General features: G+C 67.4%; 22 protein-coding genes and 1 pseudogene. 8 read left to right on the plus strand and 15 right to left on the minus strand.

Features of this window, described 5'->3' with window-relative positions:
* Positions 1 to 111 (plus strand): annotated as a pseudogene (locus C7I55_RS28595) (IS630 family transposase); the annotation flags it as partial.
* A 44-nt stretch (positions 112 to 155) separates the two neighbouring features.
* On the opposite strand, the gene C7I55_RS25550 reads toward C7I55_RS28595, so the two are convergent.
* From C7I55_RS25550 to C7I55_RS25565, 4 genes are all read right to left on the minus strand, one after another.
* Positions 156 to 560 carry a hypothetical protein gene (locus C7I55_RS25550; RefSeq protein WP_233222413.1) on the minus strand — a complete coding sequence of 135 codons (405 nt, stop codon included), beginning with the start codon at positions 558 to 560 and terminating at the stop codon, positions 156 to 158.
* Between the two features lie 597 nt (positions 561 to 1,157).
* Positions 1,158 to 1,937: an SDR family NAD(P)-dependent oxidoreductase gene (locus tag C7I55_RS25555; protein ID WP_106515892.1), complete on the minus strand. Its 780-nt coding sequence runs from the start codon at positions 1,935 to 1,937 to the stop codon at positions 1,158 to 1,160.
* Positions 1,924 to 3,147 carry a zinc-dependent alcohol dehydrogenase gene (locus C7I55_RS25560; RefSeq protein ID WP_106515893.1) on the minus strand — a complete coding sequence of 408 codons (1,224 nt, stop codon included), beginning with the start codon at positions 3,145 to 3,147 and terminating at the stop codon, positions 1,924 to 1,926. The genes C7I55_RS25555 and C7I55_RS25560 overlap by 14 nt, the downstream gene beginning before the upstream one ends.
* 16 nt (positions 3,148 to 3,163) lie before the next feature.
* Positions 3,164 to 3,712, minus strand: coding sequence for an SRPBCC family protein (locus tag C7I55_RS25565; protein WP_106516014.1), 549 nt, complete (start codon positions 3,710 to 3,712; stop codon positions 3,164 to 3,166).
* Positions 3,713 to 4,021: 309 nt separating this feature from the next.
* On the opposite strand from C7I55_RS25565, the gene C7I55_RS25570 reads away from it, so the two are divergent.
* Positions 4,022 to 4,873, plus strand: coding sequence for an oxygenase MpaB family protein (locus C7I55_RS25570; RefSeq protein WP_106515894.1), 852 nt, complete (start codon positions 4,022 to 4,024; stop codon positions 4,871 to 4,873).
* Here C7I55_RS25570 and C7I55_RS29075 read toward each other — a convergent pair.
* The 11 genes from C7I55_RS29075 to C7I55_RS25615 form a co-directional block, all read right to left on the minus strand.
* Positions 4,827 to 5,144, minus strand: coding sequence for an FAD-dependent oxidoreductase (locus C7I55_RS29075; RefSeq protein ID WP_233222414.1), 318 nt, complete (start codon positions 5,142 to 5,144; stop codon positions 4,827 to 4,829). The two genes, C7I55_RS25570 and C7I55_RS29075, sit on opposite strands and share 47 nt — an antisense overlap.
* Positions 5,117 to 6,085 carry a flavin monoamine oxidase family protein gene (locus tag C7I55_RS25575; RefSeq protein ID WP_233222415.1) on the minus strand — a complete coding sequence of 323 codons (969 nt, stop codon included), beginning with the start codon at positions 6,083 to 6,085 and terminating at the stop codon, positions 5,117 to 5,119. The genes C7I55_RS29075 and C7I55_RS25575 overlap by 28 nt, the downstream gene beginning before the upstream one ends.
* Positions 6,086 to 6,428: 343 nt before the next feature.
* A complete protein-coding gene (locus C7I55_RS25580) occupies positions 6,429 to 6,821 on the minus strand; it encodes a four-helix bundle copper-binding protein (RefSeq protein ID WP_106515895.1) in 393 nt (130 codons plus the stop codon).
* A 54-nt stretch (positions 6,822 to 6,875) separates the two neighbouring features.
* Entirely contained in the window at positions 6,876 to 7,457 is a 582-nt protein-coding gene (locus C7I55_RS25585; protein WP_233222426.1) for an SMP-30/gluconolactonase/LRE family protein, read from the minus strand.
* Positions 7,454 to 7,906, minus strand: coding sequence for a major royal jelly family protein (locus C7I55_RS29080; protein WP_233222416.1), 453 nt, complete (start codon positions 7,904 to 7,906; stop codon positions 7,454 to 7,456). The genes C7I55_RS25585 and C7I55_RS29080 overlap by 4 nt, the downstream gene beginning before the upstream one ends.
* A gap of 117 nt (positions 7,907 to 8,023) precedes the next feature.
* On the minus strand, positions 8,024 to 9,355 hold the full coding sequence (locus tag C7I55_RS25590) for a dicarboxylate/amino acid:cation symporter (RefSeq protein WP_199193080.1): 1,332 nt from the start codon (positions 9,353 to 9,355) through the stop codon (positions 8,024 to 8,026).
* A gap of 11 nt (positions 9,356 to 9,366) precedes the next feature.
* On the minus strand, positions 9,367 to 10,167 hold the full coding sequence (locus C7I55_RS25595) for a MetQ/NlpA family ABC transporter substrate-binding protein (protein WP_106515896.1): 801 nt from the start codon (positions 10,165 to 10,167) through the stop codon (positions 9,367 to 9,369).
* 8 nt (positions 10,168 to 10,175) lie between these two features.
* Positions 10,176 to 10,841 carry a methionine ABC transporter permease gene (locus C7I55_RS25600; protein ID WP_106515897.1) on the minus strand — a complete coding sequence of 222 codons (666 nt, stop codon included), beginning with the start codon at positions 10,839 to 10,841 and terminating at the stop codon, positions 10,176 to 10,178.
* The gene (locus C7I55_RS25605; protein WP_106515898.1) at positions 10,838 to 11,569 is read right to left on the minus strand and encodes a methionine ABC transporter ATP-binding protein; all 732 of its coding nucleotides are present in this window, start codon (positions 11,567 to 11,569) and stop codon (positions 10,838 to 10,840) included. The genes C7I55_RS25600 and C7I55_RS25605 overlap by 4 nt, the downstream gene beginning before the upstream one ends.
* Positions 11,570 to 11,836: 267 nt before the next feature.
* Positions 11,837 to 12,043, minus strand: coding sequence for a hypervirulence associated TUDOR domain-containing protein (locus tag C7I55_RS25610; protein ID WP_106515899.1), 207 nt, complete (start codon positions 12,041 to 12,043; stop codon positions 11,837 to 11,839).
* Positions 12,044 to 12,115: 72 nt separating this feature from the next.
* On the minus strand, positions 12,116 to 12,694 hold the full coding sequence (locus C7I55_RS25615) for an HD domain-containing protein (RefSeq protein ID WP_106515900.1): 579 nt from the start codon (positions 12,692 to 12,694) through the stop codon (positions 12,116 to 12,118).
* Positions 12,695 to 12,838: 144 nt separating this feature from the next.
* Between C7I55_RS25615 and C7I55_RS25620 the strand changes: the two genes are divergently transcribed.
* The 6 genes from C7I55_RS25620 (at position 12,839) to C7I55_RS25645 (ending at position 21,905) form a co-directional block, all read left to right on the plus strand.
* Positions 12,839 to 13,912, plus strand: coding sequence for a GNAT family N-acetyltransferase (locus C7I55_RS25620; protein ID WP_158266591.1), 1,074 nt, complete (start codon positions 12,839 to 12,841; stop codon positions 13,910 to 13,912).
* Between the two features lie 50 nt (positions 13,913 to 13,962).
* Positions 13,963 to 14,565 carry a TIGR02466 family protein gene (locus C7I55_RS25625; RefSeq protein ID WP_106515902.1) on the plus strand — a complete coding sequence of 201 codons (603 nt, stop codon included), beginning with the start codon at positions 13,963 to 13,965 and terminating at the stop codon, positions 14,563 to 14,565.
* A 76-nt stretch (positions 14,566 to 14,641) separates the two neighbouring features.
* Complete coding sequence (locus C7I55_RS25630; RefSeq protein ID WP_233222417.1) at positions 14,642 to 15,190, plus strand: RNA polymerase sigma factor; 549 nt, start codon at positions 14,642 to 14,644, stop codon at positions 15,188 to 15,190.
* Between the two features lie 36 nt (positions 15,191 to 15,226).
* The gene (locus tag C7I55_RS25635; protein WP_106515903.1) at positions 15,227 to 16,183 is read left to right on the plus strand and encodes a FecR family protein; all 957 of its coding nucleotides are present in this window, start codon (positions 15,227 to 15,229) and stop codon (positions 16,181 to 16,183) included.
* The gene (locus C7I55_RS25640) at positions 16,170 to 18,566 is read left to right on the plus strand and encodes a TonB-dependent receptor (RefSeq protein WP_106515904.1); all 2,397 of its coding nucleotides are present in this window, start codon (positions 16,170 to 16,172) and stop codon (positions 18,564 to 18,566) included. The genes C7I55_RS25635 and C7I55_RS25640 overlap by 14 nt, the downstream gene beginning before the upstream one ends.
* Before the next feature lie 105 nt (positions 18,567 to 18,671).
* The gene (locus C7I55_RS25645) at positions 18,672 to 21,905 is read left to right on the plus strand and encodes an autotransporter outer membrane beta-barrel domain-containing protein (protein ID WP_158266592.1); all 3,234 of its coding nucleotides are present in this window, start codon (positions 18,672 to 18,674) and stop codon (positions 21,903 to 21,905) included.
* Positions 21,906 to 21,974 lie beyond the last annotated feature (69 nt).

The following is a 21,974-nucleotide window of genomic DNA, read 5'->3' on the forward strand; positions in this document are numbered from 1 at the left end:
GAGGAGCGCACCGTCGAAGCCTGCTGGAAGCGCATCGGAACCCTCCTCGACTGCTTCGACCCCGTCGAATGCGCAAACTACCTCGCAAACAGCGGATATGCTTCAGTCTAAGATGATCATGCTCTAGCTCGTGGCCGAGGGGACGGCGCGCTCCGTCAGGGAATCGAGTTTCTCTCGACCTGCATCGCCCGCCGCTCTGAGCTCCAGTTGCGGATGTTCATGTTCCAGCAGCCGGTCTGGCCCCAGCTGCCGACGACCGAACAACTGTTCGGCCGCGTGTAACGGGTCGCTTCCTCCAGTTGGTCGAAGCGCGCGCCCCAGGCGACCGATCCGCGCTCGTCCTTGTTCTTCCGGAATTCCTTGGGAATGCGATAGCGTTCCGTCTCCGGCCGCCGGGCGCAGACCACGATCTCCTCTTCATCCTGGGCCTTGGGGCAAGGATCGTCGCCATAGACCACGAGGCTGGTGGCACGCTCGGGCAGATCTGGATCGGCATCCTGGGCGACGGCCGCGGCGGAGACGAGAAGAAGGGCGGCGGCAATTCCGAACGGCAGGCTCACGAAAATCCCTTCTCTCCACGTCGGCTCGATCCGATGGATCGATCTCCAGGCACCAGGCTCTTCAAGGAATCGCCTCGTTGGTGACAGTCTGTGTCGCCGTGGATGAACGTAGCCGGTCCGACGCGGTGCCACGGACAAACGGCAGTAACAAACAGAATTCGGGTCTTCTCTTCCGTGGGCGGGATCAATGGCGCCGGCATGGCCGCTTCATGCTACTCCCGCTTAGCCACGATTCTCTCCGATCGACGGAGTCCGACACAAAGCGTGTTCGGGGGACCTAGGGCCAGGGGAAAGCCTGACGAGAAGGATCCCTAAGCATATCTCCGTTCGGGCTGAGCTTGTCGAAGCCTTCTCTTTCACCCCTCCAGCAAAGGAACATGAGGGCTTCGACGGGCTCAGCCCGAACGGGGCTTCCGCTTGGTAGTCCGTGCTTTTTGGATGCGCACAAGAAGGGCCCCGGAGCAAAAGCTCCGGAGCCTCTCGCTTGCGGGCGGAAGACAGGGCGAGGGCAAGCCCGACCCGTCTGGCGCCCCTTCCTTGCGCCTCGATTTCGCATCCGTATCGCACCGCCTCGGCGGCGCCACGAACGCGCCACGCTCAGTCGTCGCCGCTGCCGGGCTCCGCCTGGGCACGGTGCATGGCGGCCGAAACGCCGCCTCCGAGCACGCTTGCGCCGGCGACCTGGAGCTTGTTCTTGAGGCCGTAGATGACGCTGCGGTCGCCCTTCATCAGCGCGTCGTAGCCGGTTTTTGCAACGTCGGCCGGGTCGTCCTTCTTCGCTTGACCGACCTTGGTGTCTTCCATGCCGGCGCGCTCGAAGAATTCGGTTTCGGTGGCGCCGGGCTTCAGACAGGTGACCGTGACATTGGTGTCCTTGAGCTCGTTGACGAGCGCGTCGGAGAAGCTGTCGATGAACGCCTTGGTGCCGTTATACACCGCCTGGAAGGCACCGGCGATGTGGCCGGCGATCGAACCGGTGATCAGGATACGGCCCTCGTCGCGCGCCACCATCTGTTTCGCCACCTTCTGGATCAGATAGACGGTGCCGGTGATGTTGGTGTCCACCACATGGCGCCATTCGGCCGGATCCTGATCGAGGAAGGCGTGGCCGAGGCCGTGCCCGGCATTGGCGAACAGCGCGTCCACCTGGCGGCCGCCGGTCGCGGCGAGCAGGCGGTCGACGCCTTCGAAGGTCGACAGATCGGCTTCGACATTCTGGACCTGGACGCCGTAGCCGCTCAAGGACGACGATGCGTCGACCAGCGGCGTGTCGGCGGCGATGACGAGGTCGTAGCCGTCCTGAGCTGCCAGTTTGGCGAGTTCTAGGCCGATGCCGGTCGAGGCGCCGGTGACGATGGCGAGCTTAGGCTGGCTCATGGATCTTCTCCTGCTGGGTTTGCACCGCGCCCTTTTCGAGGCCGGGTTTCAAGATGATCTTGGTGTAGGTGTCCTGGTGATCGTGCCAGTGACGGTACATGTCCGGCCCGTCTTCCAGGCTGGCATGGTGCGAGATCATGAAGGTCGTATCGATCTTTCCTTCCTCGATCATGCGCAGCAACTGGCCGGTATATTTCTGCACATGGGTCTGGCCGGTCTTCATCGTCAGCCCCTTTTCCATGAAGGCGCCGATCGGGAACTTGTCCATCATCCCGCCATAGACGCCCGGCACGGACACGCGGCCGCCCTTGCGGCACGACAGGATCGCCTGACGGAAGGCGGCCGGGCGATCGGTGCCGAGGAAGGTGTGCGCCTTCACGGTGTCCAGGATGTTGTCGATGCCGAGGCCGTGCGCCTCCATGCCGACGCAATCGATACAGGCATCCGGGCCGATTCCGCCCGTCATTTCCCACAAGGCTTCGCGGACGTTGACCTCGCGGAAATGCAGGATCTCGGCGCCGAGCTGCTTGGCAAGCTCCAGCCGCCGCGGGAAATGATCGATCGCAATCACCCGGTGCGCACCCATCAGGAACGCCGACTGGATCGCGAACAGGCCGACGGGGCCGCAGCCCCACACGGCGACGGTGTCGCCCGGCTCGATCTCGGCATTCTCGGCGGCCATCCACCCCGTGGGAAGGATGTCGGACAGGAACAGCACCTGATCGTCCGAAATGCCGTCCGGAATGACGACCGGGCCGACATCGGAATAGGGGACGCGCAGATATTCGGCCTGGCCGCCGGCATAGCCGCCGGTGAGGTGGGCGTAACCGAATGCGCCGCCCATCGGATAGCCGTAGAGCGTCTCCGACATGTCGGAGGTGGTGGCCGGGTTGGAATTGTCGCAGGCGGAGAATTGCTGCTTGCCGCAGAAATAGCAGCTGCCGCAGCTGACCGTGAACGGGATGACGACGCGCTGGCCCTTCTTCAGCGGGCTCTTGGCGCCGACCTCGACCACTTCGCCCATATTTTCATGGCCGAGAATGTCGCCGGCGCGCATCGTCGGAATGTAGCCGTCGAACAGATGGAGGTCCGATCCGCAGATCGCGGTCGAGGTGATCTTGATGATCACGTCGCGCGGATTGACGATCTCGGGATCGGGAACGGTGTCGACGCGGACGTCGTGGCGCCCATGCCAGGTGAGTGCACGCATGCGGGTCTGCTCCTGATTACAGATATTGCTTGGTCGGGTCTTCCGAGCGGCGGCCGGACGGGCTTGCGGAACTGGTGACCTCGCCGGTTTCCATCAGCTGCTTGAACCGGCGAAGGTCGCGGCGCGCCTGGACGTTCGGCTCCCGCTGCAGGACCTTGGCGACCGCACGCCCGATCGCGCCGGCCGGCGGATCGTAGGTGATCGTCGCGCGCACCATCGTGCCCCGGCCGGGCGCGGCATCGATGAACTCGATCCGGCCGGTGTTGCGAACGTCGGCGCCTTCCTCGGATTCCCAGGCGATCACGCGTCCGGGCTGATCCTCGGTGATCCGGCTGACGAACTTCACCTCGGTGCCCGCAGGGCCGGCGATCGTCCAGTGCGAGCGTCCGCCGTCGAGCGTCTCGACCGAGCGGACATTGTCCATGAACTGAGTCAGATTCTCGAAGTTTCGCCAGAAATCGTAGAGCTCCTGGGCGGAGCGGTTGATCGTCACCGTTCGTCCGACCAGCGCCGGATCCGGTTTGCGTCCGCCGCGAAGGGTGGACGCGGGTGCATCGCTGAGCAGCGGACCTTCGGGCGCCCCGCTGAGCTTGCGCCCAACATAGAGAGCGACGCCTGCCGCAGCGGCGACTGCAGCCGCACCGATCAGGGTGCGTTGCAAAGTATCGCCGTCACGTCCTTGATTGTCTCCGCTGAGTAGAAAGCCTGCCAATTGCTCCTCCTCATGTTCCTGGGATCGTTCATCACCACGGCCTTTGTGCTGTACGACTTCACATTTTCGGGCTGGTGCATGGTGTTGCGAAGTGAACCAAGGTGCGGCTGGTAGGTTCCTCTCCGGCGGACAGCATTTCGCCTCCGCACTTGTGATTGGCAGATGCAGACTCTTCAGCGCGCGATCCAGGGCCAGGTGCAACGACTGGTCGGTCCGACGGAAACCCAGGCGAGGCCCGCGCCGCCGCCGAGTGGCCCGTCCTTCCTTGCCCCGCACGCGGTGTCCCGCGAGGTGCACGGCGATTTCACCACTATGCTGGTGGGCGGCATATCGGGTCTGCTGCTGCAGATGCTGCACCCGGGCGCTCTCGCGGGCGTGTGGGACCATTCGAATTTCAGGGCCGACATGTCGGGCCGCCTGCGCCGCACCGCCCAGTTCATCTCGGTGACCACCTATGGCATGCAGAGTGAGGCCGAGCAGATGATCGGACGAATTCGGTTGATCCACGATCATGTGCATGGCCGATTGCCGGACGGTCGCACCTATTCTGCGAACGACCCCGATCTTCTCACCTGGGTCCACGTCGCCGGTGCGAGCAGCTTCCTTGCCGCTTATCTTCGCTACCGGAATCCCGGGATGTCCGGTGCCGCGCAGGATCTTTATTATGTCGAATCCGCGCGCACTGCGGAGCGCCTTGGCGCCGGGCATATCCCGCAAAGCCGGCGCGAGGTGGCGCGCTATCTCGAGCAGGTTCGGCCTCATCTGCTGTTCGATCACCGCACCGACGATGTCGCCAGGGCGATCCTCGGCCAGCCGGCGCCTTCCTTGGCGCTGGTGCCCTATCGTGAACTGGTCACCCGCGCGAGCATCGACCTGCTTCCGTCGTGGGCGGCGCGGATGCATCGGCTGTCCGTTCCGGAGCACCAGCGTCCCGCGGTGCGGGCGGGCCTTCGCAGCGTCGCCGCGATCACCCGCTGGGCGCTCGACAGCGGCCGCGAACCGCCGCGCAGCTGAGCGCCTGTTCGGCGGCCCGCACGCCGGCCTCGAAGGCGCCGTGCGCGGTGGAGAAATCTTCCGCCGAGCAGGCCTCGCCCGCGAAGAACAGGCGGTCGTCGACCGGCGCCGCAAGGATCGTGCGGGCGGCGGCATGGCCGGGCAAGGCATGGCTGTAGGAGCCGCAGGCAAGGCGCTCGGCGCCCCACGCCGACGCGGCAAGCGGTCGCAGCCGGGCGCCGAACCCGCTTCCGAACAGAGCCGTCAATTCCTCGACCGCAAAGGCGGCCATCGCGCGGCCGCGTCATCCTCGAGCGTCTCCGCGCCGACTCCGCCGTAAAAGGCTTCGATCAGCGGACGGCCGAACGGACGGAGATAATAGCTGCCGGTTTCCGCGCGGTGCGGGTTGCCGAGCAGGTGGCAATCCGCTGGAACGTCCTCGCTGCCGTCGAGGGCGAGAAACAATTTGTTGGCGAGGCCGAGCGGCAGGCGCGCGGCTGCGTCCAACATGTCGTCCAGCGCAGGAGCGAATGCAATGTCGCCCCGGGCGAGGATCGAGGTCGGTACTGCGACGATTGCGGCCCGGGCCGACAGGTCACCTCTGGACGTGGAAATGTGCAGGCGCGGCCCGCCGCGATCGATCCGGGTCACCGCAGTATCGAGAGCGATCGGAAGGTCCGCGGCGGCGCTCGCGATCAGAGTGGCGTAGCCGTCCGGCAGCCGCCAGTTCACGCCGGTGTCCGCGGCCTCGTAAGCGAGGTAATCGCTGACGGAGAGCCGGGCGAGGCCAACCCCGTTGATGTAGCCGCTGAGCGCCTCGATATAGGCGTTCCACGGACAGTCCGGGTCGAGTGCGTCCGCTGCGCAATCGCTCGCCGGCGGCGCTTCCCGGAGGCGACGGTCGAACGTTTCGAAGGCCGCGCCCGCCGCCTCCTGTTCGTGGGGCGTGAAGCCGAGATCGGCGAATTGGCGCCCCCAGGCGGAGGGCGTCCGGTCGATGACGGCGCCCCGGTCCTGCGCCAGGCGGGTCCACGGGTTGCGGTCTCCCGAATGGAGCCAACCACACCCCAGGTCGAGCCTCACTCCCTCCGCGTCTACGGTCAGCGCCCGCCCGCCGACCCGCGTGCCGGCCTCGGCGATCAGGAAATGCAGCCCGCTGCCCGCCAGCCGCCGCCCAGCCGCGATCCCCGAGGCACCCGCCCCGACGATCACCACATCCACTTCGTCCGTCACGCGCATCCTTTCCTCACGGTGCCGGCTCAACCGTCCGCCGTGCGTCAGGTTCATGCCGGCTTGGCGCGGGCACGCCACTCGGGACGGGCGGCGCGGCGGCACGCTGAAACGCTCATGCCCGGCAGGAGAGGAAGACCATCGCATAGGATCGCAAACCGGTTGCCGTGATTACCGGCGGATGCAGCGCAACAGGCCTTGGAACTCGCCCGCAATTCCGCTCGTGACGGCAATGATCTCGTCATTGGCGGTCAAGGCGAACGAAGCGCGCCGGAGTCGCGGCGAGCGCGCCGAGGTGGACGATCTCGGCCACCTCAGTCCGAGCGCGGGTCCCCGGTCGCTAAGGTCACAGCGTCTCGACGGCAGCGCGGCAGTCGCGGGCGGTCTCGCGGCACATCTCGGCGCAGAGCCGGCAATGCTCGTCCTCGTGGCGCGCGCACTCCTCGGCACAGATGTCGCAGGCGGTGATGCAGAGCTGGAGCATCTCGCGCAGCACGATCTCGTTGCTGCCGGTGCGCCGCGTCGCCACCCGGGCCGTGGCCGTGCAGATGTCGGCGCAATCGGAGCAGGTGCGGATGCACTGGCGCATGTGGGCGACCATCTCCTCGGCCGCGCAGGCATCGGCGCAGCTCGTGCAGATCGCCGAGCAGAACAAGGCGTGGCGCACCGCCAGCGCGAGCGGTTCGTTGACGTTGCCGCCGACATCGGGGTGCATCGAGATCATCTTGGCGATCGACATTGCGCTCTCCTGTTCGGGTGGTCGTTCAAGCGGCGTGGGCCATGCCGCCGCGCCTCAGCTTTGCGCGATGCGCCAGAGCTCGGTCGGGGTCGTCGGGCCTGCCTCCGGGTCGAACCACGCATTGTCCATGATGTGGGAGGAGGTGACGTAGATCGTCCCGTCGGGGCCCTGGGCGAAGCTGTCCGGCCAGCGCAGCCGCTCGTCCTGGACGACCGTCTCGATCGTTCCGTCGGGGAGCCGGCGCTTCACTGCGTCTTCCTCCGCCGCGGAGAGATAGAGCCGGCCCTCGGCATCCATCCAATAGCCGTCCGAGACTCCGGTCTTGCCCACTTCCTCCACCGCGTCGCCGAGCGCGTCCGGCGACAGCGCCCGATCGTCGAGCGCCGACGTCGCGATCCGGTAGAGCGTGTAGCCGGTCAGGGCCTGCCAGTAGACGTAGTCGCCGTCGGGAGAGAGCTCGATGCTGTCCGCCGCGAATTCCGCACCGCGTCCGTCAGAGCGGCGCAGCGGCCGCCCGTGATGGGTGACGACGATCTTCTCGGGCTGGGTGCTCGGATGGCCATGGAGAAGCCGGCGGGCGCTGCCGCTCTCAAGATCGAGCGCGATCAGCGCGCCGGTTGCGCCCGAATCGGTCAGATAGGCGCGCCGCCCGTCCGGGTGGAAGCGATGTCGTTGAGGTAGCTTCCCTCCGGTGCGATGTCGGTGCCGAAGGCAATGACCTGCGCGACCGTGTCCGTGTCGAGGTCGATGCGGACCAGCTTGGCCCCGCCGGGGACGAGATGAGCCGTCGCCGGAGCTGCGGGATCGAGCACCCACAGGGATCCACGCCCGTCGCAGACCACCGACTGGACGCAGACGAAATGGTCCTTCGGGCTGATCTCGTTCTTCCTGGCGTTGCGCCAGCTGTTCCACGCCGCGTCGGGATAGGGGCGAGGCTCGCCGTCGACCAGTTCCGCCACCGAGACCTCGTTATCCTCCGTCCAGCGCGGAAAGTTGACGAAGATCCGTCCGGTCTCCGCAACCGCGACTCCGGTGACCTGGTGTTCGAACCGCGCTACGAGTTCGAGCCGCGCCTGATCCGTCATGGGTGCCTCTCCCGAATGCTGTCGGGAGGGCTAACCGGAAAGCCGTCAGACTGTTCCGATCAGGGTCGTGCTATTCGAAAGCCCTTGATGCAGGTTGCGGAGTTGGCGCGAAGCGCTTCAGTGGCCGCGTGCCAGCACGGGTGCGCCGGGCGCGACCACTGGCTCCGCCCCTTCGGACAGCTGCTCGCGCGTCGAGACGATCAGCGGCACCAGGATCTGCCCGGCGACGTTGACCGCGGTCCGGCCCATGTCGAGGATCGGATCGATCGCGAGCAGAAGGCCGGCGCCTTCGAGCGGCAGGCCGAGCGTCGAAAGCGTGAGGGTCAGCATCACCGTCGCGCCGGTCACGCCGGCGGTGGCGGCGGAGCCGAGCACGGAGACGAGGGCGATCAGCAGATAGTCGGTCGGGCCAAGCGCGACGCCGTAGAATTGAGCGACGAACAATGCGGCGATCGCCGGATAGATCGCGGCGCAGCCGTCCATCTTGGTGGTCGCGCCGAGCGGCACTGCGAAGCTTGCATAAGCGCGGGGCACGCCGAGCCGTTCGATCGTCACCTCCTCGGTCACCGGCAGGGTGCCGATCGAGGAGCGGGTGACAAAGCCGAGCTGGATCGCGGGCCAGGCGGCAGCGAAGAAGCGGCGGATCGGGATGCCGTTCAGGCGCAGCAATGCCGGATAGACCGCGAACAGGACGAGGGCGAGGCCGAGATAGACGGCGAATGCGAACCAGCCGAGCCCGGCAAGCGCGGTCCAGCCGTAGCGTGCAACGGCGGTGCCGATGAGGCCGGCCGTGCCGACCGGGGTCAGGCGAATGATCCACCACAGGATCTTGCGGACGATGACGAGGGCCGACTGGACGAAGGCGAGGAACGGGGCGCCGGCCTCACCGCTCTTCACCGCCGCGAGGCCGATCGCGACCGAGATGACGAGCAGTTGGAGGACGTTGATGCCGAGCGTGGTCGTCGGGCCATGATCGCCGATGCTCGTCGTCGCAGTGAGGCCGAGGAAGTTGGCGGGCACGATCCCCTTCAGGAAGTCCGTCCAGCCGCCCTGGCTCGCGGGCGCGGCGGCAAGGCTGGCGGCGACCGCGGCGTGCTTGCCGGGCGCGATCAGGGTGCCGAGAAGGAGGCCGATCGCCACCGCGATCGCGGCGGTGATCGCGAACCAGAGCAGGGTCTTCCACGCAAGCCGCGCCGCGTCGGCGACCGCACGCAGATTGGCGATGCTCGCGACGATCGCCGTGAACACGAGCGGCGGCACGATCGCCTTGAGCAATTGCACGAAGATGGCGCCGATCGTCGCCAGCGTCTCCGTCAGCCACGGCGCGCCGGTGCTCCGCGCCGCGAGTCCCAGCGCCAGGCCGACGATCATGCCGAGCAGCACCTGGCCGCCGGTCGTGCCGATGCCGAGGCGCCAGGAGGCTGGAGCGTTGAGGGACGTGTCGTGCATCGATCGGTTCCTCAGAAGGCCGGAAGCACCGCGCCCTGGTACTTCTTTTCGATGAAGCTGCGGACATTCGGCGCGCGCAGCGCCGCGATCAGCTTCTGCACGCGCGGATCCTTTTCGCTGCCGGGGCGGCCGACGATGAAATTGGTGTAGGGCGAATTGCCGTCCTCGATGAACAAGGCGTCGCGCACGGGATTGAGCTTGGCGTCGAGCGCATAATTGGTGTTGATCAGCGCCAGGTCGACCTCGCCGAGCACGCGCGGAAGGGTCGCGGCCTCGAGTTCCTTGAACTTCAGCTGTCGCGGATTGGCCTTGATATCCTTGAGGCTGGCCAGCGGATTGGCCGGATCGGCAAGCTGGATCAGTCCCGCTTTCTGGAGCAGCAGCAGGGCACGGCCGCCATTGCTCGGCTCGTTGGGGATGGCGACGCTGGCGCCGGCCGGCAGTTCCTGGCCGCGCTTCCACCTGCGGGAATAGGCGCCGAGCGGCTCGACATGGACGCCGGCGATCGGGACCAGCTTCGTGCCCTGAGAGGCGTTGAATTCATCGAGATAGGGCTTGGTCTGGAAGAAATTGACGTCGATCTGCCCCTGATCGACCTGCCGGTTGGGCTGCACATAATCGTTGAACACCCGGATATCGAGCCGCAGCCCCTGCTCGGCGAGTTCGGGTTTCACGAATTCGAGGATCTCGGCATGGGGCACCGCGGTTGCGGCGATGCTGAGCGCGTTGGGATCGGCCTTGTCGTTGCCGCCGCCGCAAGCGGCGAGCAGGGCGCCGGAGGCGAGGGCGATCAGGGTGCGGCGGCTGAACATGATGAACCTCAACGATGATCGAAATGGCGGGCGAGACGATCGCCGGCGAACTGGATGAGCTGGACGAGCAGGACCATCAACGCGACGGTGACCAGCATCACGTCGGTCTGGAAGCGCTGATAGCCGTAGCGGATGGCGAGATCGCCGAGGCCGCCGGCGCCGACCACGCCGGCCATGGCGGTGAACGACACCAAAGCCACGGCGGTGACGGTCGCGCCCGCGATCAGCCCGGGCAGCGCTTCCGGAAGCAGCGCCTTGACGACGATCTGAAGCCTGGACGCGCCCATCGCCTGGGTCGCCTCGACGGTCACGCGCGGCACTTCGCGCAGCGCGCCTTCGACCAGCCGCGCGTAGAAGGGCGCGGCGCCGACGACCAATGGCGGGATCGCGCCGGCAACACCGAGCGACGTGCCCATCACCAGCAGGGTGAGCGGGATCATGACGATCAGCAGGATGACGAACGGCACCGAGCGCAGGACGTTGACCGCCATGCCGATCAGCCGATTGAGCAGCCGGCTCTCGGCGAGCTGCCCGGTGCCGGTGAGGAACAGCAGCACGCCGAGCGGGATGCCGAGCGCAATCGTCAGCGCCAGCGATGCACCCAGCATCACCAGCGTATCCAGCGTCGCCTGCCAGATATCGCTCCAGACGATGTTGGCGAACAATCCGCTCATCGGCCCGCCTCCCCGAGCAGGCGGAGCGTGGCGTCGTGGCGGGCGCCGCCGAACACGCTCGCCACCGGTCCGGTCTCGACGATCCGGCCGGCCTCGAGCACCGCGACCTGATCGCAGACCGCGCGTACCACCGCCATTTCATGGGTGATCAGCACGATCGTCAGCCCAAGCTCGCGATTGAGCGCGCCCAGCAGGGCCAGGATCGATCGGGTGGTCTCCGGATCGAGTGCGCTGGTCGCTTCGTCGCAGAGCAGGATGTCGGGCCGGGTGGCGAGCGCGCGGGCGATGCCGACCCGCTGGCGCTGGCCGCCCGAGAGGCGGCTCGGATAAGAGGCCGCCTTGTCGGACAGGCCGACCCGGGCAAGGAGCTCGGCGACCCTGACTTCCCGGTCCGCCCGCGGTACCCCGGCCAGCTCGAGCGGCAAGGCTACGTTGCCGGCGACGTCCCGGGAATCGAGCAGGCCGAAGGACTGGAAGATCATGCCGATGCGTCGCCGCAGCGAGCGTAGGCCGCCGTCGGAAAGGCCGGGCAGGGAGATGCCGTCGACCCGGACGTCGCCTTCGCTCGGCCGCTCCAGTCCGTTGATCAGGCGGAGCAAGGTCGACTTGCCCGCGCCGGACCGGCCGATGATGCCGAACGCGGCGCCGCGCGGCACCGTCAGCGACACGCGCTCGAGCGCGCGCGTTCCGTCGGCAAAGCGCTTGGTGACGTCGTCGAGCTCGATCATCAGGAAAGAAGCTTCATGGCCGGCGAAGCCGGAGCCGGCGCCCTGCAGGACTCGGGATACGGAGCGATGCGCATCGGCGGAATCTATTGTCTACTCGCCGGGTTGACAATCTACTCGGCTGCACCGGATCAATTAGCATCGTCCTTGCGGCACAGCTCTGCATCGGCGCAAGAACATGCTCCGAACGGCGCCACGCGGAGCAGGATTTTCCGTGAGCCTTCAACTCCCCATCCACGCCTTCGTGGAGGGGGCATGGGGCGGCCCTGCTTATTCCTTCGTCAACGCCTCCGGCTTGTGCGCGGCGCGCTTGCCTTCCTTGGTCTTGACGATGAACTGCGGGTTGTCCTTGGAGGCGGCCACCTTGTGACTCTTGATGTGGGTCTCGCTGGTCTGCTTCTTCTCGATGACACCGTGCGCTTCGCCGCCGTGGCTCTTCCACTTCACGTGGTCGCCGGTCTTCAGGTCCTTCGCCATGTCGCACTCCTTTCCGGTTCGACGGCATCAACCGCTCCGGTCCGGCACGCGTTCCTGATGCTTTGTGCCGGGTCAGGCGCCGAACCAGCCTCTGTCGCGCGCCTCCACCAGCCGCGGCACCATATAGGCCCAGAGCGCCGGGCAGCCCGCTTCGATCGGCGGTCCGATGCGGGCAACGACCCGAGCATATGAAATGCCGTTCTCCCGCCAGCTCTGGCCCTCGTTGGCGAGGTTGAGCAAGGCGGGCATCGCGCGATCGACGGCGTTGGCGAAGCGCGCTTCCGGAGTCTCGGCCGCCTCGAACTCGCGCCACAGTTCCAGAAAGCCGTCGCCGCCGCCATCGGGCAGGTGGCCGAAGATGCGGGTGACGGCGGCCTGTTCCGCCGCCTTGCGCTCTTCCCAGCCGCCTTCGGCGAAGACGATCGTATCGCCGGTGTCGATCTCGCCGATGTCGTGGACGAGCAGCATCCGGATGACCCGGTCGATGTCGACCGGCGCGTCTGCCAGCGGGGCGAGCGCGGCGGCGAGCAGGGCGATCTGCCAGCTATGCTCGGCACTGTTCTCGTAACGGTCGAGCCCCGTCGGCTTCACCTTGCGGGTGACAGCCTTCAGACGATCGAGCTCCATCACGAAATCGATGTACGGCTGCATGCTGTTCCTCCCGGCGCAGCGCTCTCCTAGCGAGCTTCGTGCCGTCGTTGAACCGGCAGCGAGGCTGCGGCGCGTCGGAAAATGGAGACGTGGTTACCGGCTGGTAGCCTTTGGCGCCTAGAAGGCGTCGCGGAAGGACCCGAGATGCAGGAAGCCGCACGTCCCATTGCCAGCGCCGTCGCCGTCGATGTCGCGATCGTTGCGGGCGTCCCGGACGAGATCGACCTTGCGGCCGCGCGCGCCGACTCCGCCCATCTGTTCCTCCGGCGCGCCTGGTACGAAGCCGCCGGACATTCCGGCGTGCGGACGGTGATCGCGGCGCGTCCCGACGGTGCGGTGATCGCCGCTCTGCCGACGGCTCCCACCCGGTGGCCAGGCATGCGCCTGGTGCCGGGCAGCTATTGGCCGTTCCGCAGCTTCCCGGTCGACGCCGATATCGCCGACTCGGAACTTGCCGCCATGCTGTCGTCCTCCGCCGTGCGAAAGGCGCTGGGGCCGGTCTGGCGTATGGGGCCGGTCTACGAGAATGATCCAACCCTGATCCGGCTGCTCCGTATCTGCGCGGGAAGCGGCTGGACGCCGTTGCCGCGCCGGATCGCACCGAGCTTCCTGCTCGACATCGATCGCCTGCAGGCGGATGGCAGCTGGCCGCGCGGATCGACCCTGCGCAAGAACCGCTTCCACGAAAAGCATCTCGCCACCCACGGCGATCTCGAATGGCGCTTCGTCTCCGGGGCGGGCTGGACATCCGAGGTCTTCGACGATCTCGCCGAGATCGAGCGGCGGAGCTGGGTCGCCGATCGGACCGACGGCAGCGACGCCAAGTTCATGGCCCCGCACCATCGGCGTGTCTGGGAAGGTGCTGCCGCCGATCCCGTGCTCGCCGAAGCGATGCGCGCGGCGATCCTCTATATCGGCGGCGCCCCTGCCGCTTTCTCCTTCGATCTCGATGCCGGCAGCATCAAATATGCGATCGCCAACAGCTATGACGAGCGTTTCGCCAAGCACAGCCCCGGCAAATGTCTTTATTATCGCAACCTGGTGGAGGCGATGGAGCGCGGCATTGCAATCGTCGACTGGGGCGCCGGCGACAGCGGCTACAAGCGCACCATCGGCGCCGACGAGGGGCCGGGGATCGTCGATCTGCTGTTCGTCGGGAATGCTGCACTGGCGCGGGTGATCGCGCCGATCTGGCGCCGGAGCGGCCGCAAGGGCTGAGATCGATCCCCGCTCTATCCGCGGGCGCGCGCTTCGACTAACGGGGCGCGATGTCCAGCCGATCCCTGTTCGCGACCCTGTTCTACGAGGGCGCGCTCGACGATGCGACCCTCGTCGCGGAGCTCGACGATGCCTGCCGCGCGCTTGCCGACGAGGATGATGCCGGCCGGCGCTGGTCGCGCGAGCACGGCTATCGCGGCTACACCTCCTATGCGTCGCTCAACGATCTTCCGGTTCGCGATCCGCGCTTCGCCGATCTGGTGCGGCTGCTCAACCGGCATGTCGCCGCCTTCGCCGCCGAATGCGCCTTCGATCTTCGCGGACGGCGCCTGAAGCTCGACAGCCTCTGGGTCAACGTCCTGAAGCCGGGCGGCGCGCATGGCGCGCACATCCATCCTCACAGCGTCGTCTCGGGCACCGTGTATGTCGCGGTTCCCGCCGGTGCGGGACCGCTGAAGCTCGAGGATCCCCGGCTGCCGATGATGATGGCGGCGCCGACCCGGCGCGAGGATGCGCCGGAGCCGCTCAAAACCTTCGTGACCGCCGCGCCGCAGCCCGGTACACTGTTCCTGTGGGAAAGCTGGCTGCGTCACGAGGTCGTGCCGGGCACCGGCAAGGAGCCACGAATTAGCATCAGCTTCAACTATCGCTGATGGCGATCGCGGTCAGTCATCCGCCGTTCATGGCGCAGGTGGGACTGGCGCGCACTTGGGGAGATTGGGGAATCGCATGAGTGCCGTGGAGCGCGCTCGCGACGAGATGGACGGGAGCCCCGGTGGGCTCGAGCAGGTCTACCTGGTGCACAGGCCGGCGCTGCTCCGTTTTCTGCGCGCGCGCGGGGCGGGGGATGATGCCGAGGATCTGCTGCAGGAAATGTGGATCAAGGCGTCGGCCGGCGCCTCTGGTCCGATCCGCGATCCGGTCCCCTATCTCTATCGCGCCGCCAACAATCTCATGCTCGACCGCCGCCGCGCGACGCAGCGCCAGGCCCGGCGCGACGCCGACTGGAGCGGCGCCGAACCCGGGATCGAGCCTGCCGACGACCGCCCCGATGCGGAACAGAGCGCTCTCGCCCGCGACGAGCTCGAGGCCGCGCAGGAAGCGCTCGCCCAGCTCGGCGACCGCACCGACACGATCTTCCGCCGCTTCCGTCTGAAGGGCGACAGCCAGCGCGAGATCGCGTCCGATCTCGGCATCAGCCTGAGCGCCGTCGAGAAGCATCTTCAGAAGGCCTATCGGGCGCTCGTCGATTTACGGAGACGGCTCGATGCGGGTTGAGCCTCGCGGCGGCGTCAGGGCATCGAGGTGAACCCGATGCTGAAGAGCCAGAGACAGATGGAAGACGAGGCGATCGGCTGGGTGATCCGGCTTCGCGACGGCGATGCCGAGGCGTGGGAGGCGTTCACGATCTGGCTCGAGGCCGATCCTGCGCATCTCGCCGCCTATGAAAGCGCGGCGCTGGTCGATGCCGATGCCGAAGCATTGCCCCCCGCGGCGCCGGCTCCGGCCTGGCAGCCTGCGCCCGCCGTCGCCAATCCCCGGCATTCCGGTCCTCGGCGCGCCTTTCTCGGCTGGGGCATCGCTGCCAGTCTTGCCTTGTTCGCGGGCTGGTACGGCATCGCCGGGTCGGGAAGCGCCTACAGCATCGAGACCGGCGCCGGCGAGCATCGCACGATCGCACTGGAAGACGGCACGCGCATCGAGCTCAACGGCGGCACAAGGGTGATGCTGGACCGGGATCGTCCCCGCTTCGCCGAGCTCGAGCATGGCGAGGCCCTGTTCCGGGTGGTGCATGACGAGGCGCGTCCGTTCGAGGTCGAAGCGGGTGGCGCGCTGCTTCGAGATCTCGGCACCGTGTTCAACGTCGTCGCGTCCGATCGCATGCTCGACGTTGCGGTCTCCGAGGGCGCGGTGCTGTTCGATCCGGACGGCGAGCGGAAGAATCTGTCGCCGGGCATGGCGCTGATCAAGGCCAAAGGCGCGCCCGCTCTGGTCTCGAAGGTGGACAATGATGCGGTCGGCGCGTGGCGCCAGGGACGGCTGGTCTATTCCGGAGCGCCGGTATCGCGCATCGCGACCGATCTGTCGCGCAACCTCGGTATTACGGTCACCGCCGCCGCCGATGCCGGTGCGCGGCCGTTCAGCGGCGTGATCATGCTGGATGGCGGGGACGAGGAGGTCCTGTCGCGTGCGGCCGCCTTGCTCGGGCTCACGGCCGATCGCTCCGGCGACGGGTGGATATTGAAGATGTCGACGGGTGCGGGCAGCTAGGGCCCTTGCCGCCACCGCAATCATCCTGTCGCTGAGCACCGCCGCCGAGGCTGCCCAGCGCCATCGCCTGCACTTGCCCGCGGGACGGCTCGGGGAGGCGGCCAATGCGCTCGGACGCCAGGCGGGTATCAGCATCGGGATCCGTGATCCGGCGCTCGCCGCGACTCCGGTGCCGGCGGTGCAGGGCAGGCTCTCGGTCGAGGATGCGCTGAAACGGATGCTCGTCCGCGCCGGTGCCCGTGCCGTGCCGCTCGGCCCGCGCACCTGGCTGATCGTCGCGGCGCCGGTGCAGGCGCCGCAACCGCGCACGACGCCGCAAAGGATCGCAAAGCGGGAACCCACCAAGCCGCGGCCAAGGCCCATGCGGCCCGTCGCCGCTGTCGAGACGGAGGCGGAGGAGATCGTCGTCACCGGCAGCAAGCGCCGGCTTGCGCTCGCCGATTACCCGGGCGTGGCGACGCTGATCGACGGCGACGATCCGGCGTTCGTCGGCTTGCGCGGATCGGAGGGGCTGGTCGAGCGGGTCTCTGCGGTCACGTCCACCCATCTCGGCCCCGGACGCAACAAATTGTTCCTGCGCGGCATCGCCGATTCGAGTTTCAACGGCCCCACCCAGGCGACCGTGGGCCAGTATCTCGGCGAGACGCGGCTCAACTACAATGCGCCCGATCCCGACCTCAAACTCCATGATGTCCAGCGGATCGAGATCCTGCCGGGGCCGCAGGGCACCCTCTACGGTGCCGGCTCGGTCGGCGGCATCATCCGGGTGCTGCCCAACGCGCCCAACCTTTACGATCTTGAGAACGCGGCCTCGGCCGGTGTTTCGGCCGTTCAGCATGGCGGCATCGGTGGGGATCTTGCGGGGCTGATCAACGTACCGATCGCGCCGGGACGGGCAGCGCTGCGCCTGTCCGGCTACGGCGAGAGCGAAGCCGGCTATATCGACGATCTCGGCCGTGGCCTCGACGACGTCAATCGCACCCGCACCATCGGTGGACGCGCCGCGTTGCGCCTGCGCTCGGGCAGCGGCTGGACGGTCGATCTCGGCCTCACCGGACAGCGCATCCGCGGCGAGGATGCGCAATTCGCCGAGCGGGACGGGCCGCCGCTCACCCGCCACAGCGTCGTGCCGCAGGATTTCCGCAACGGCTATGCGCTCGCCGATGTCGTGGTCAGCAAGCAATGGGATGATCTCCACTTCGTGACGGCGACCGGGCTGGTTCGCCAGACGCTGACCGAACATTATGATTCCACCCGCGGTAACGGCCCGCCGACTCAGTTCGAGCAGCGCACCGAGGTGACGATGCTCTCGGCCGACGCGCGTCTGTCGCGTGAGGCGCCGCAGGGGCGGGGCTGGCTGATAGGTGCGAGCATGATCAGCAATCGCTCGGAGCAGAGCCGCGCACTCGGCGCTCCCGGCGCGCTGAAGCCGATCACCGGAGTCCGCAACGGCATCGAGGAAGCGACGGTTTACGGGGAAGCGAGCGTCGGCCTCACCGACATGCTGACGCTGACCGGCGGCGCGCGAATTTCTCATTCCCGCCTGTCGGGCGCCGCGCTCGATGCGCCGATCGCCTTTGCGGCATTGCTGAGGACGATCGAGGCCAGCCGAAGCGAGACATCGTTCCTGCCGTCGATTGCGCTCTCCGGCGAGGCATCGCCGCGGCTGTCCTTCTTCCTGCGCTACCAGGAAGGCTTCCGTCCCGGCGGGCTGTCGGTCACCGGCATCCTGGTGCAGCGCTTCCGGAACGATCGCGTCGCGACGCTGGAGGGAGGCTTCCGGCTGCTCGGCGGCCCCGAACGCGATGTCGAGGCGGCGGCGTCCGTCTCCTACACGCGCTGGAGCGACATCCAGGCCGACATCATCGATTTCGACGGTCTGCCGACGACCACGAATATCGGCGATGGACGCATCTACACCCTCGACCTGCGGGCGGGATGGCGGCCGGCAAGCGGCCTCAGCTTCGATGTCGCCGCGGTGCTGAACGACAGCCGGGTCACCAATCCCGCGCCCAGCGTGATCATGACGCCGAGCGCACCTTTGCCCAACGTCGCCAAGGTCAACGCTCGCATCGGCGCCGAATATCATGCACCGCTCGGGCCGGACCTCGCGCTGCGCCTGACCGCGTCCGCACGCTATATCGGCCGATCGCGGCTCGGCATCGGTCCGATCCTCGGCGAGCCGCAGGGCGACTGGGTCGATACCCGTCTCGGTGCGCGGCTGGAGCGCGGCCGTCATGCCTGGTCACTGACCGTGTCGAACCTGCTCGACGAGGTGGGCAACCGCTTCGCCTTCGGCTCGCCGTTCACCCTGGCGGAGACGAGGCAGATCACGCCGATGCAGCCGCGGACCGTGCGGCTCGGCTGGGACGTGACATTCTAAAAAAATGAAATGACCGGGTGCGGGTTCGTTTCGGCCGCATCGTCTTGTCCTTCGAATGGGTGCTTCGCCGGTGGGGGCGGCGCCCTTGCCGACAGAAGGACTGAAATGCGTAACCTGCTTGCCTGCACCTGCCTGACTCCGCTCGCTTTGTTCGCGATCACCGGGACGTCCGCGCAGGCCGAAACGACGATCACGACCAAGGTCACCACCGCACAGAAGACTTCGACCATCAAGGCCGGTGCCGCCGACGATCTGCGGATCACCAGTGCGGGCTCGGTCGTGCCCACCGTGGCCGGGGCCGCCGTCACGCTCGACAGCAACAACAAGGTGACCAACGAAGGGCTGATCCAGACCAATGACGTGAACGACGTCACCGGCATTCTCGCCAATGCGGGAACGACCGGGACCATCACCAACAGCGGCAAGATCGAACTGCTCGAAAGCTACGCTCCAACCGACGGCGACAAGGACGGCGATCTCGATGGCGCCCTTGCCAGCGGCACCCGCCGCATCGGCATTCGCACCGCGCCGGGCGGGACCTTTACCGGCAACGTCGTCAACAGCGGCACGATCACCATCGAGGGCAATGACAGCGCCGGCATCGCGCTCGACGGCGCTCTCGCGGGATCGCTGACCCAGAGCGGCACGATCACCGTGGTCGGCGACCGCGCCGTCGGCGTCCGCGCCGGCGACGTGTCCGGCGACGTGCGCATCACCGGCAACACCGGGGCAACCGGGCTCAACGCGACGGCTGTGTCGCTGGACGGCAATGTCGGCGGCGCCTTCGTGATCCAGGCTTCGGTCGCCTCTACCGGATATCGCGCGACGACCGCGCCCAGCGACGTCTCGAAGCTCGACGCAGACGATCTTCTTCAGGGCGGCCCCGCAATCCGGGTCGGCGCCGATGTCGCCAAGGGCATCTTCTTCGACGTGCCGCCGAAGGACAGCAGCACCACCGACAATGACGAGGACAAGGACGGCGTCGAGGATGCCAAGGAAGGCAGCGCCGCTGTCACCTCCTTCGGCAGCGCTCCGGCCCTGCTGGTCGGCTCCGCGACCCGCACCGTCGCAATCGGCGCGGTGGCTGGCAACGCCAACGGCCACGGCATGGTGCTGAACGGCACCGTCACCGGGCGCGGCGTCTATGGCGGCGTCGACGCCAACGGCATCGTCATCGGCGGCCTCGGCCAGGCGGTGTCGGTTGCCGGCGGGATGACCGTCACCGGTGCGGTCGGCGCGGTCTCCAACGCGGCCAACGCCACCGGCATCCGCATCGGCAGCGGCGCCACCGTCAACGAGATCCGCGTTGCCGGCAGCGTTACCGCGCAAGGCGCATCGACCGCGACGACGATCTCGCGCGGCATCGTCGTCGATCAGGGCGCGACCGTCACCGCCATCCGCAACAGCGGCACGATCGGTGCTGCCGCGAGCGGTGCCGGCAGCGCGTCGGCGATCGTCGACAATAGCGGCAAGGTCTCGCTGGTCGAGAATAGCGGTGCGATCACCATCGCCACGCTCGGACTCGACACCGGCCGGGCGGTCGCCATCGATCTCAGAAGCAATAACGCTGGCGTGATCGTGCGCCAGACGCTGGTTGGACAGGGTGTCGCCGCCCCCTCGATTTCGGGCGACATTCTGTTCGGCGCCGGTGACGACCAGCTCGACCTTGCCGACGGCAAGGTACTGGGAACGAGCAGGTTCGGCACCGGCGCCAATCGCCTGACCATGTCCGGCGACGCGGAATATTCGGGGGGCGCCGTGTTCGGCGCGGGCGCGGATCGAATGACGCTTGGCGGAACCTCGGTGTTCAGCGGCAGCGCCGATTTCGGCGGCGGTGCGGACGTGCTGGCGTTGTCTGGCACCGCCCGCTTCAGCGGGACTCTGGTAAATGCGGGCAGCCTCGCGGTCGACGTGGCCGGCGGAACCCTGGAGCTCGCCAGCACCGGCACCGCCGCAATCGGATCGCTCACCGTCGGATCGGCGGGCGTGCTCGGCGTCACGCTCGATCCGGCAGCGGGCAAGAGCAGCCTCTACCAGGTCGCCGGAACCGCCAGTTTCGCGCAGGGCTCGAAGCTTCAGGTTCGTCTCAACAGCGTCTCGGGTTCGCTCGGCACCTACACGGTGCTCAAGGCCGGTACGCTCACCGGCACCGCGGGCCTCACCTCGACGTCGGTCCTGCTTCCCGCCTTCCTCAAGAGCAGCCTTACGGCAAGCGAGCAGGCCGGCGAAATCAAGGTTGCGATCACCCGCAAGAGCGCGTCCGAGATCGGATTGAACCGGTCGGAAGCAGGGGCTTGGGACGCCGTCTACTCGGTGCTCGACAAGGATGCCAAGGTCGCCGGCGCCTTCCTCCAGATGACCGAGACGGAGACGCTGCGGGATTCGATCCAGCAGCTTCTTCCGGAGCATGCCGGCGGCGTGTTCGAAACGGTGACTCAGGCATCGCGCACCACCGCGCGGATGCTGCGCGATCCGGGTGCCCCCTATGTCGATGCCGGGACCTGGGGTTTCTGGGTGCAGCAGGTGGCCTGGGGCACGTCAAAGGATCTTGGCGACACGTCGGAATATGACATTACCGGCTGGGGCGCCAACGGCGGTGCCGAGATCGCGCTCGGCGGTGCCGGCCGCATCGGTGCCTCGCTCTCCTATCTGAGCGGGCGCGATGAAGGGATCAACGACAGCGAAGTCCGCACCGATCAATATGAGCTTGCGGTTCACTGGCGGGGACAATGGGGCGGCTTCCGCTCCTTCGTCCGCGGATCGGCAGCCGCGATCAAGCTGGACGGCACCCGTCAGTTCAGCGCGACCGTTGGTGGTGAAGAGATCCGCCGCACCTCGAGCGGGGAGTGGGACGGGCGGCTCTATTCGGCCGCGGCCGGTATTTCCTACGAGGCCGAATTCGGGCGCCTGAGCCTGCGGCCGCTGCTTGCCATCGATTATTACCGCCTCACCGAGGACGGCTACACCGAAACCGGCGGCGGCAGCGCGATGGATCTCGTGGTCGACGATCGCAAGAGCGACGAATTTGCGGGCGAGGCATCCTTGACCCTCGGCTATGCCTTCAAGGCGCCATCGGGCAAGGATGACGGCTTCTTCCGTGCCGAGATCGAAGGCGGCCGCCGCCAGATCCTTGGCGGCGACATCGGTGCCACCACCGCGCGCTTCGCCGGCGGCACGCCCTTCACCCTGCTTCCGGAGAAGCGCACCGATGGCTGGACCGGCAAGCTCCGGCTGATCGGCGGCAGCGGCGACTTCTCCATCGGCGGCGAAGTCGGTGCCGAGGAGCAGCAGGGCCGTGCCGCGGTGTCCGGCCGCATCGCCCTCCAGATCGGCTTCTGATCGGGCTCGTCCTTCCGCGGGGCCCCTCCGCTGCGGAAGGACGTAGGGTCAGGGTCGGCGGCCCCACGC

This window comes from Allosphingosinicella deserti, assembly GCF_003012735.1.
GTDB classification, from domain to species: domain Bacteria; phylum Pseudomonadota; class Alphaproteobacteria; order Sphingomonadales; family Sphingomonadaceae; genus Allosphingosinicella; species Allosphingosinicella deserti.

Excerpts from the sequence above, each read along its gene's own strand:
- C7I55_RS25600 (WP_106515897.1), bottom strand. The coding sequence starts at position 10,841 with ATGAGCGGATTGTTCGCCAACATCGTCTGGAGCGATATCTGGCAGGCG.
- C7I55_RS29080 (WP_233222416.1), bottom strand. The coding sequence starts at position 7,906 with ATGACGGATCAGGCGCGGCTCGAACTCGTAGCGCGGTTCGAACACCAG.
- C7I55_RS25595 (WP_106515896.1), bottom strand. The coding sequence starts at position 10,167 with ATGTTCAGCCGCCGCACCCTGATCGCCCTCGCCTCCGGCGCCCTGCTC.
- C7I55_RS25620 (WP_158266591.1), top strand. The coding sequence starts at position 12,839 with ATGCAGGAAGCCGCACGTCCCATTGCCAGCGCCGTCGCCGTCGATGTC.
- C7I55_RS25645 (WP_158266592.1), top strand. The coding sequence starts at position 18,672 with ATGCGTAACCTGCTTGCCTGCACCTGCCTGACTCCGCTCGCTTTGTTC.
- C7I55_RS25555 (WP_106515892.1), bottom strand. The coding sequence starts at position 1,937 with ATGAGCCAGCCTAAGCTCGCCATCGTCACCGGCGCCTCGACCGGCATC.
- C7I55_RS25570 (WP_106515894.1), top strand. The coding sequence starts at position 4,022 with ATGCAGACTCTTCAGCGCGCGATCCAGGGCCAGGTGCAACGACTGGTC.
- C7I55_RS29075 (WP_233222414.1), bottom strand. The coding sequence starts at position 5,144 with ATGGCCGCCTTTGCGGTCGAGGAATTGACGGCTCTGTTCGGAAGCGGG.
- C7I55_RS25605 (WP_106515898.1), bottom strand. The coding sequence starts at position 11,569 with ATGATCGAGCTCGACGACGTCACCAAGCGCTTTGCCGACGGAACGCGC.
- C7I55_RS25560 (WP_106515893.1), bottom strand. The coding sequence starts at position 3,147 with ATGCGTGCACTCACCTGGCATGGGCGCCACGACGTCCGCGTCGACACC.
- C7I55_RS25590 (WP_199193080.1), bottom strand. The coding sequence starts at position 9,355 with ATGCACGACACGTCCCTCAACGCTCCAGCCTCCTGGCGCCTCGGCATC.
- C7I55_RS25580 (WP_106515895.1), bottom strand. The coding sequence starts at position 6,821 with ATGTCGATCGCCAAGATGATCTCGATGCACCCCGATGTCGGCGGCAAC.
- C7I55_RS25625 (WP_106515902.1), top strand. The coding sequence starts at position 13,963 with ATGTCCAGCCGATCCCTGTTCGCGACCCTGTTCTACGAGGGCGCGCTC.
- C7I55_RS25615 (WP_106515900.1), bottom strand. The coding sequence starts at position 12,694 with ATGCAGCCGTACATCGATTTCGTGATGGAGCTCGATCGTCTGAAGGCT.
- C7I55_RS25610 (WP_106515899.1), bottom strand. The coding sequence starts at position 12,043 with ATGGCGAAGGACCTGAAGACCGGCGACCACGTGAAGTGGAAGAGCCAC.
- C7I55_RS25630 (WP_233222417.1), top strand. The coding sequence starts at position 14,642 with ATGAGTGCCGTGGAGCGCGCTCGCGACGAGATGGACGGGAGCCCCGGT.
- C7I55_RS25635 (WP_106515903.1), top strand. The coding sequence starts at position 15,227 with ATGCTGAAGAGCCAGAGACAGATGGAAGACGAGGCGATCGGCTGGGTG.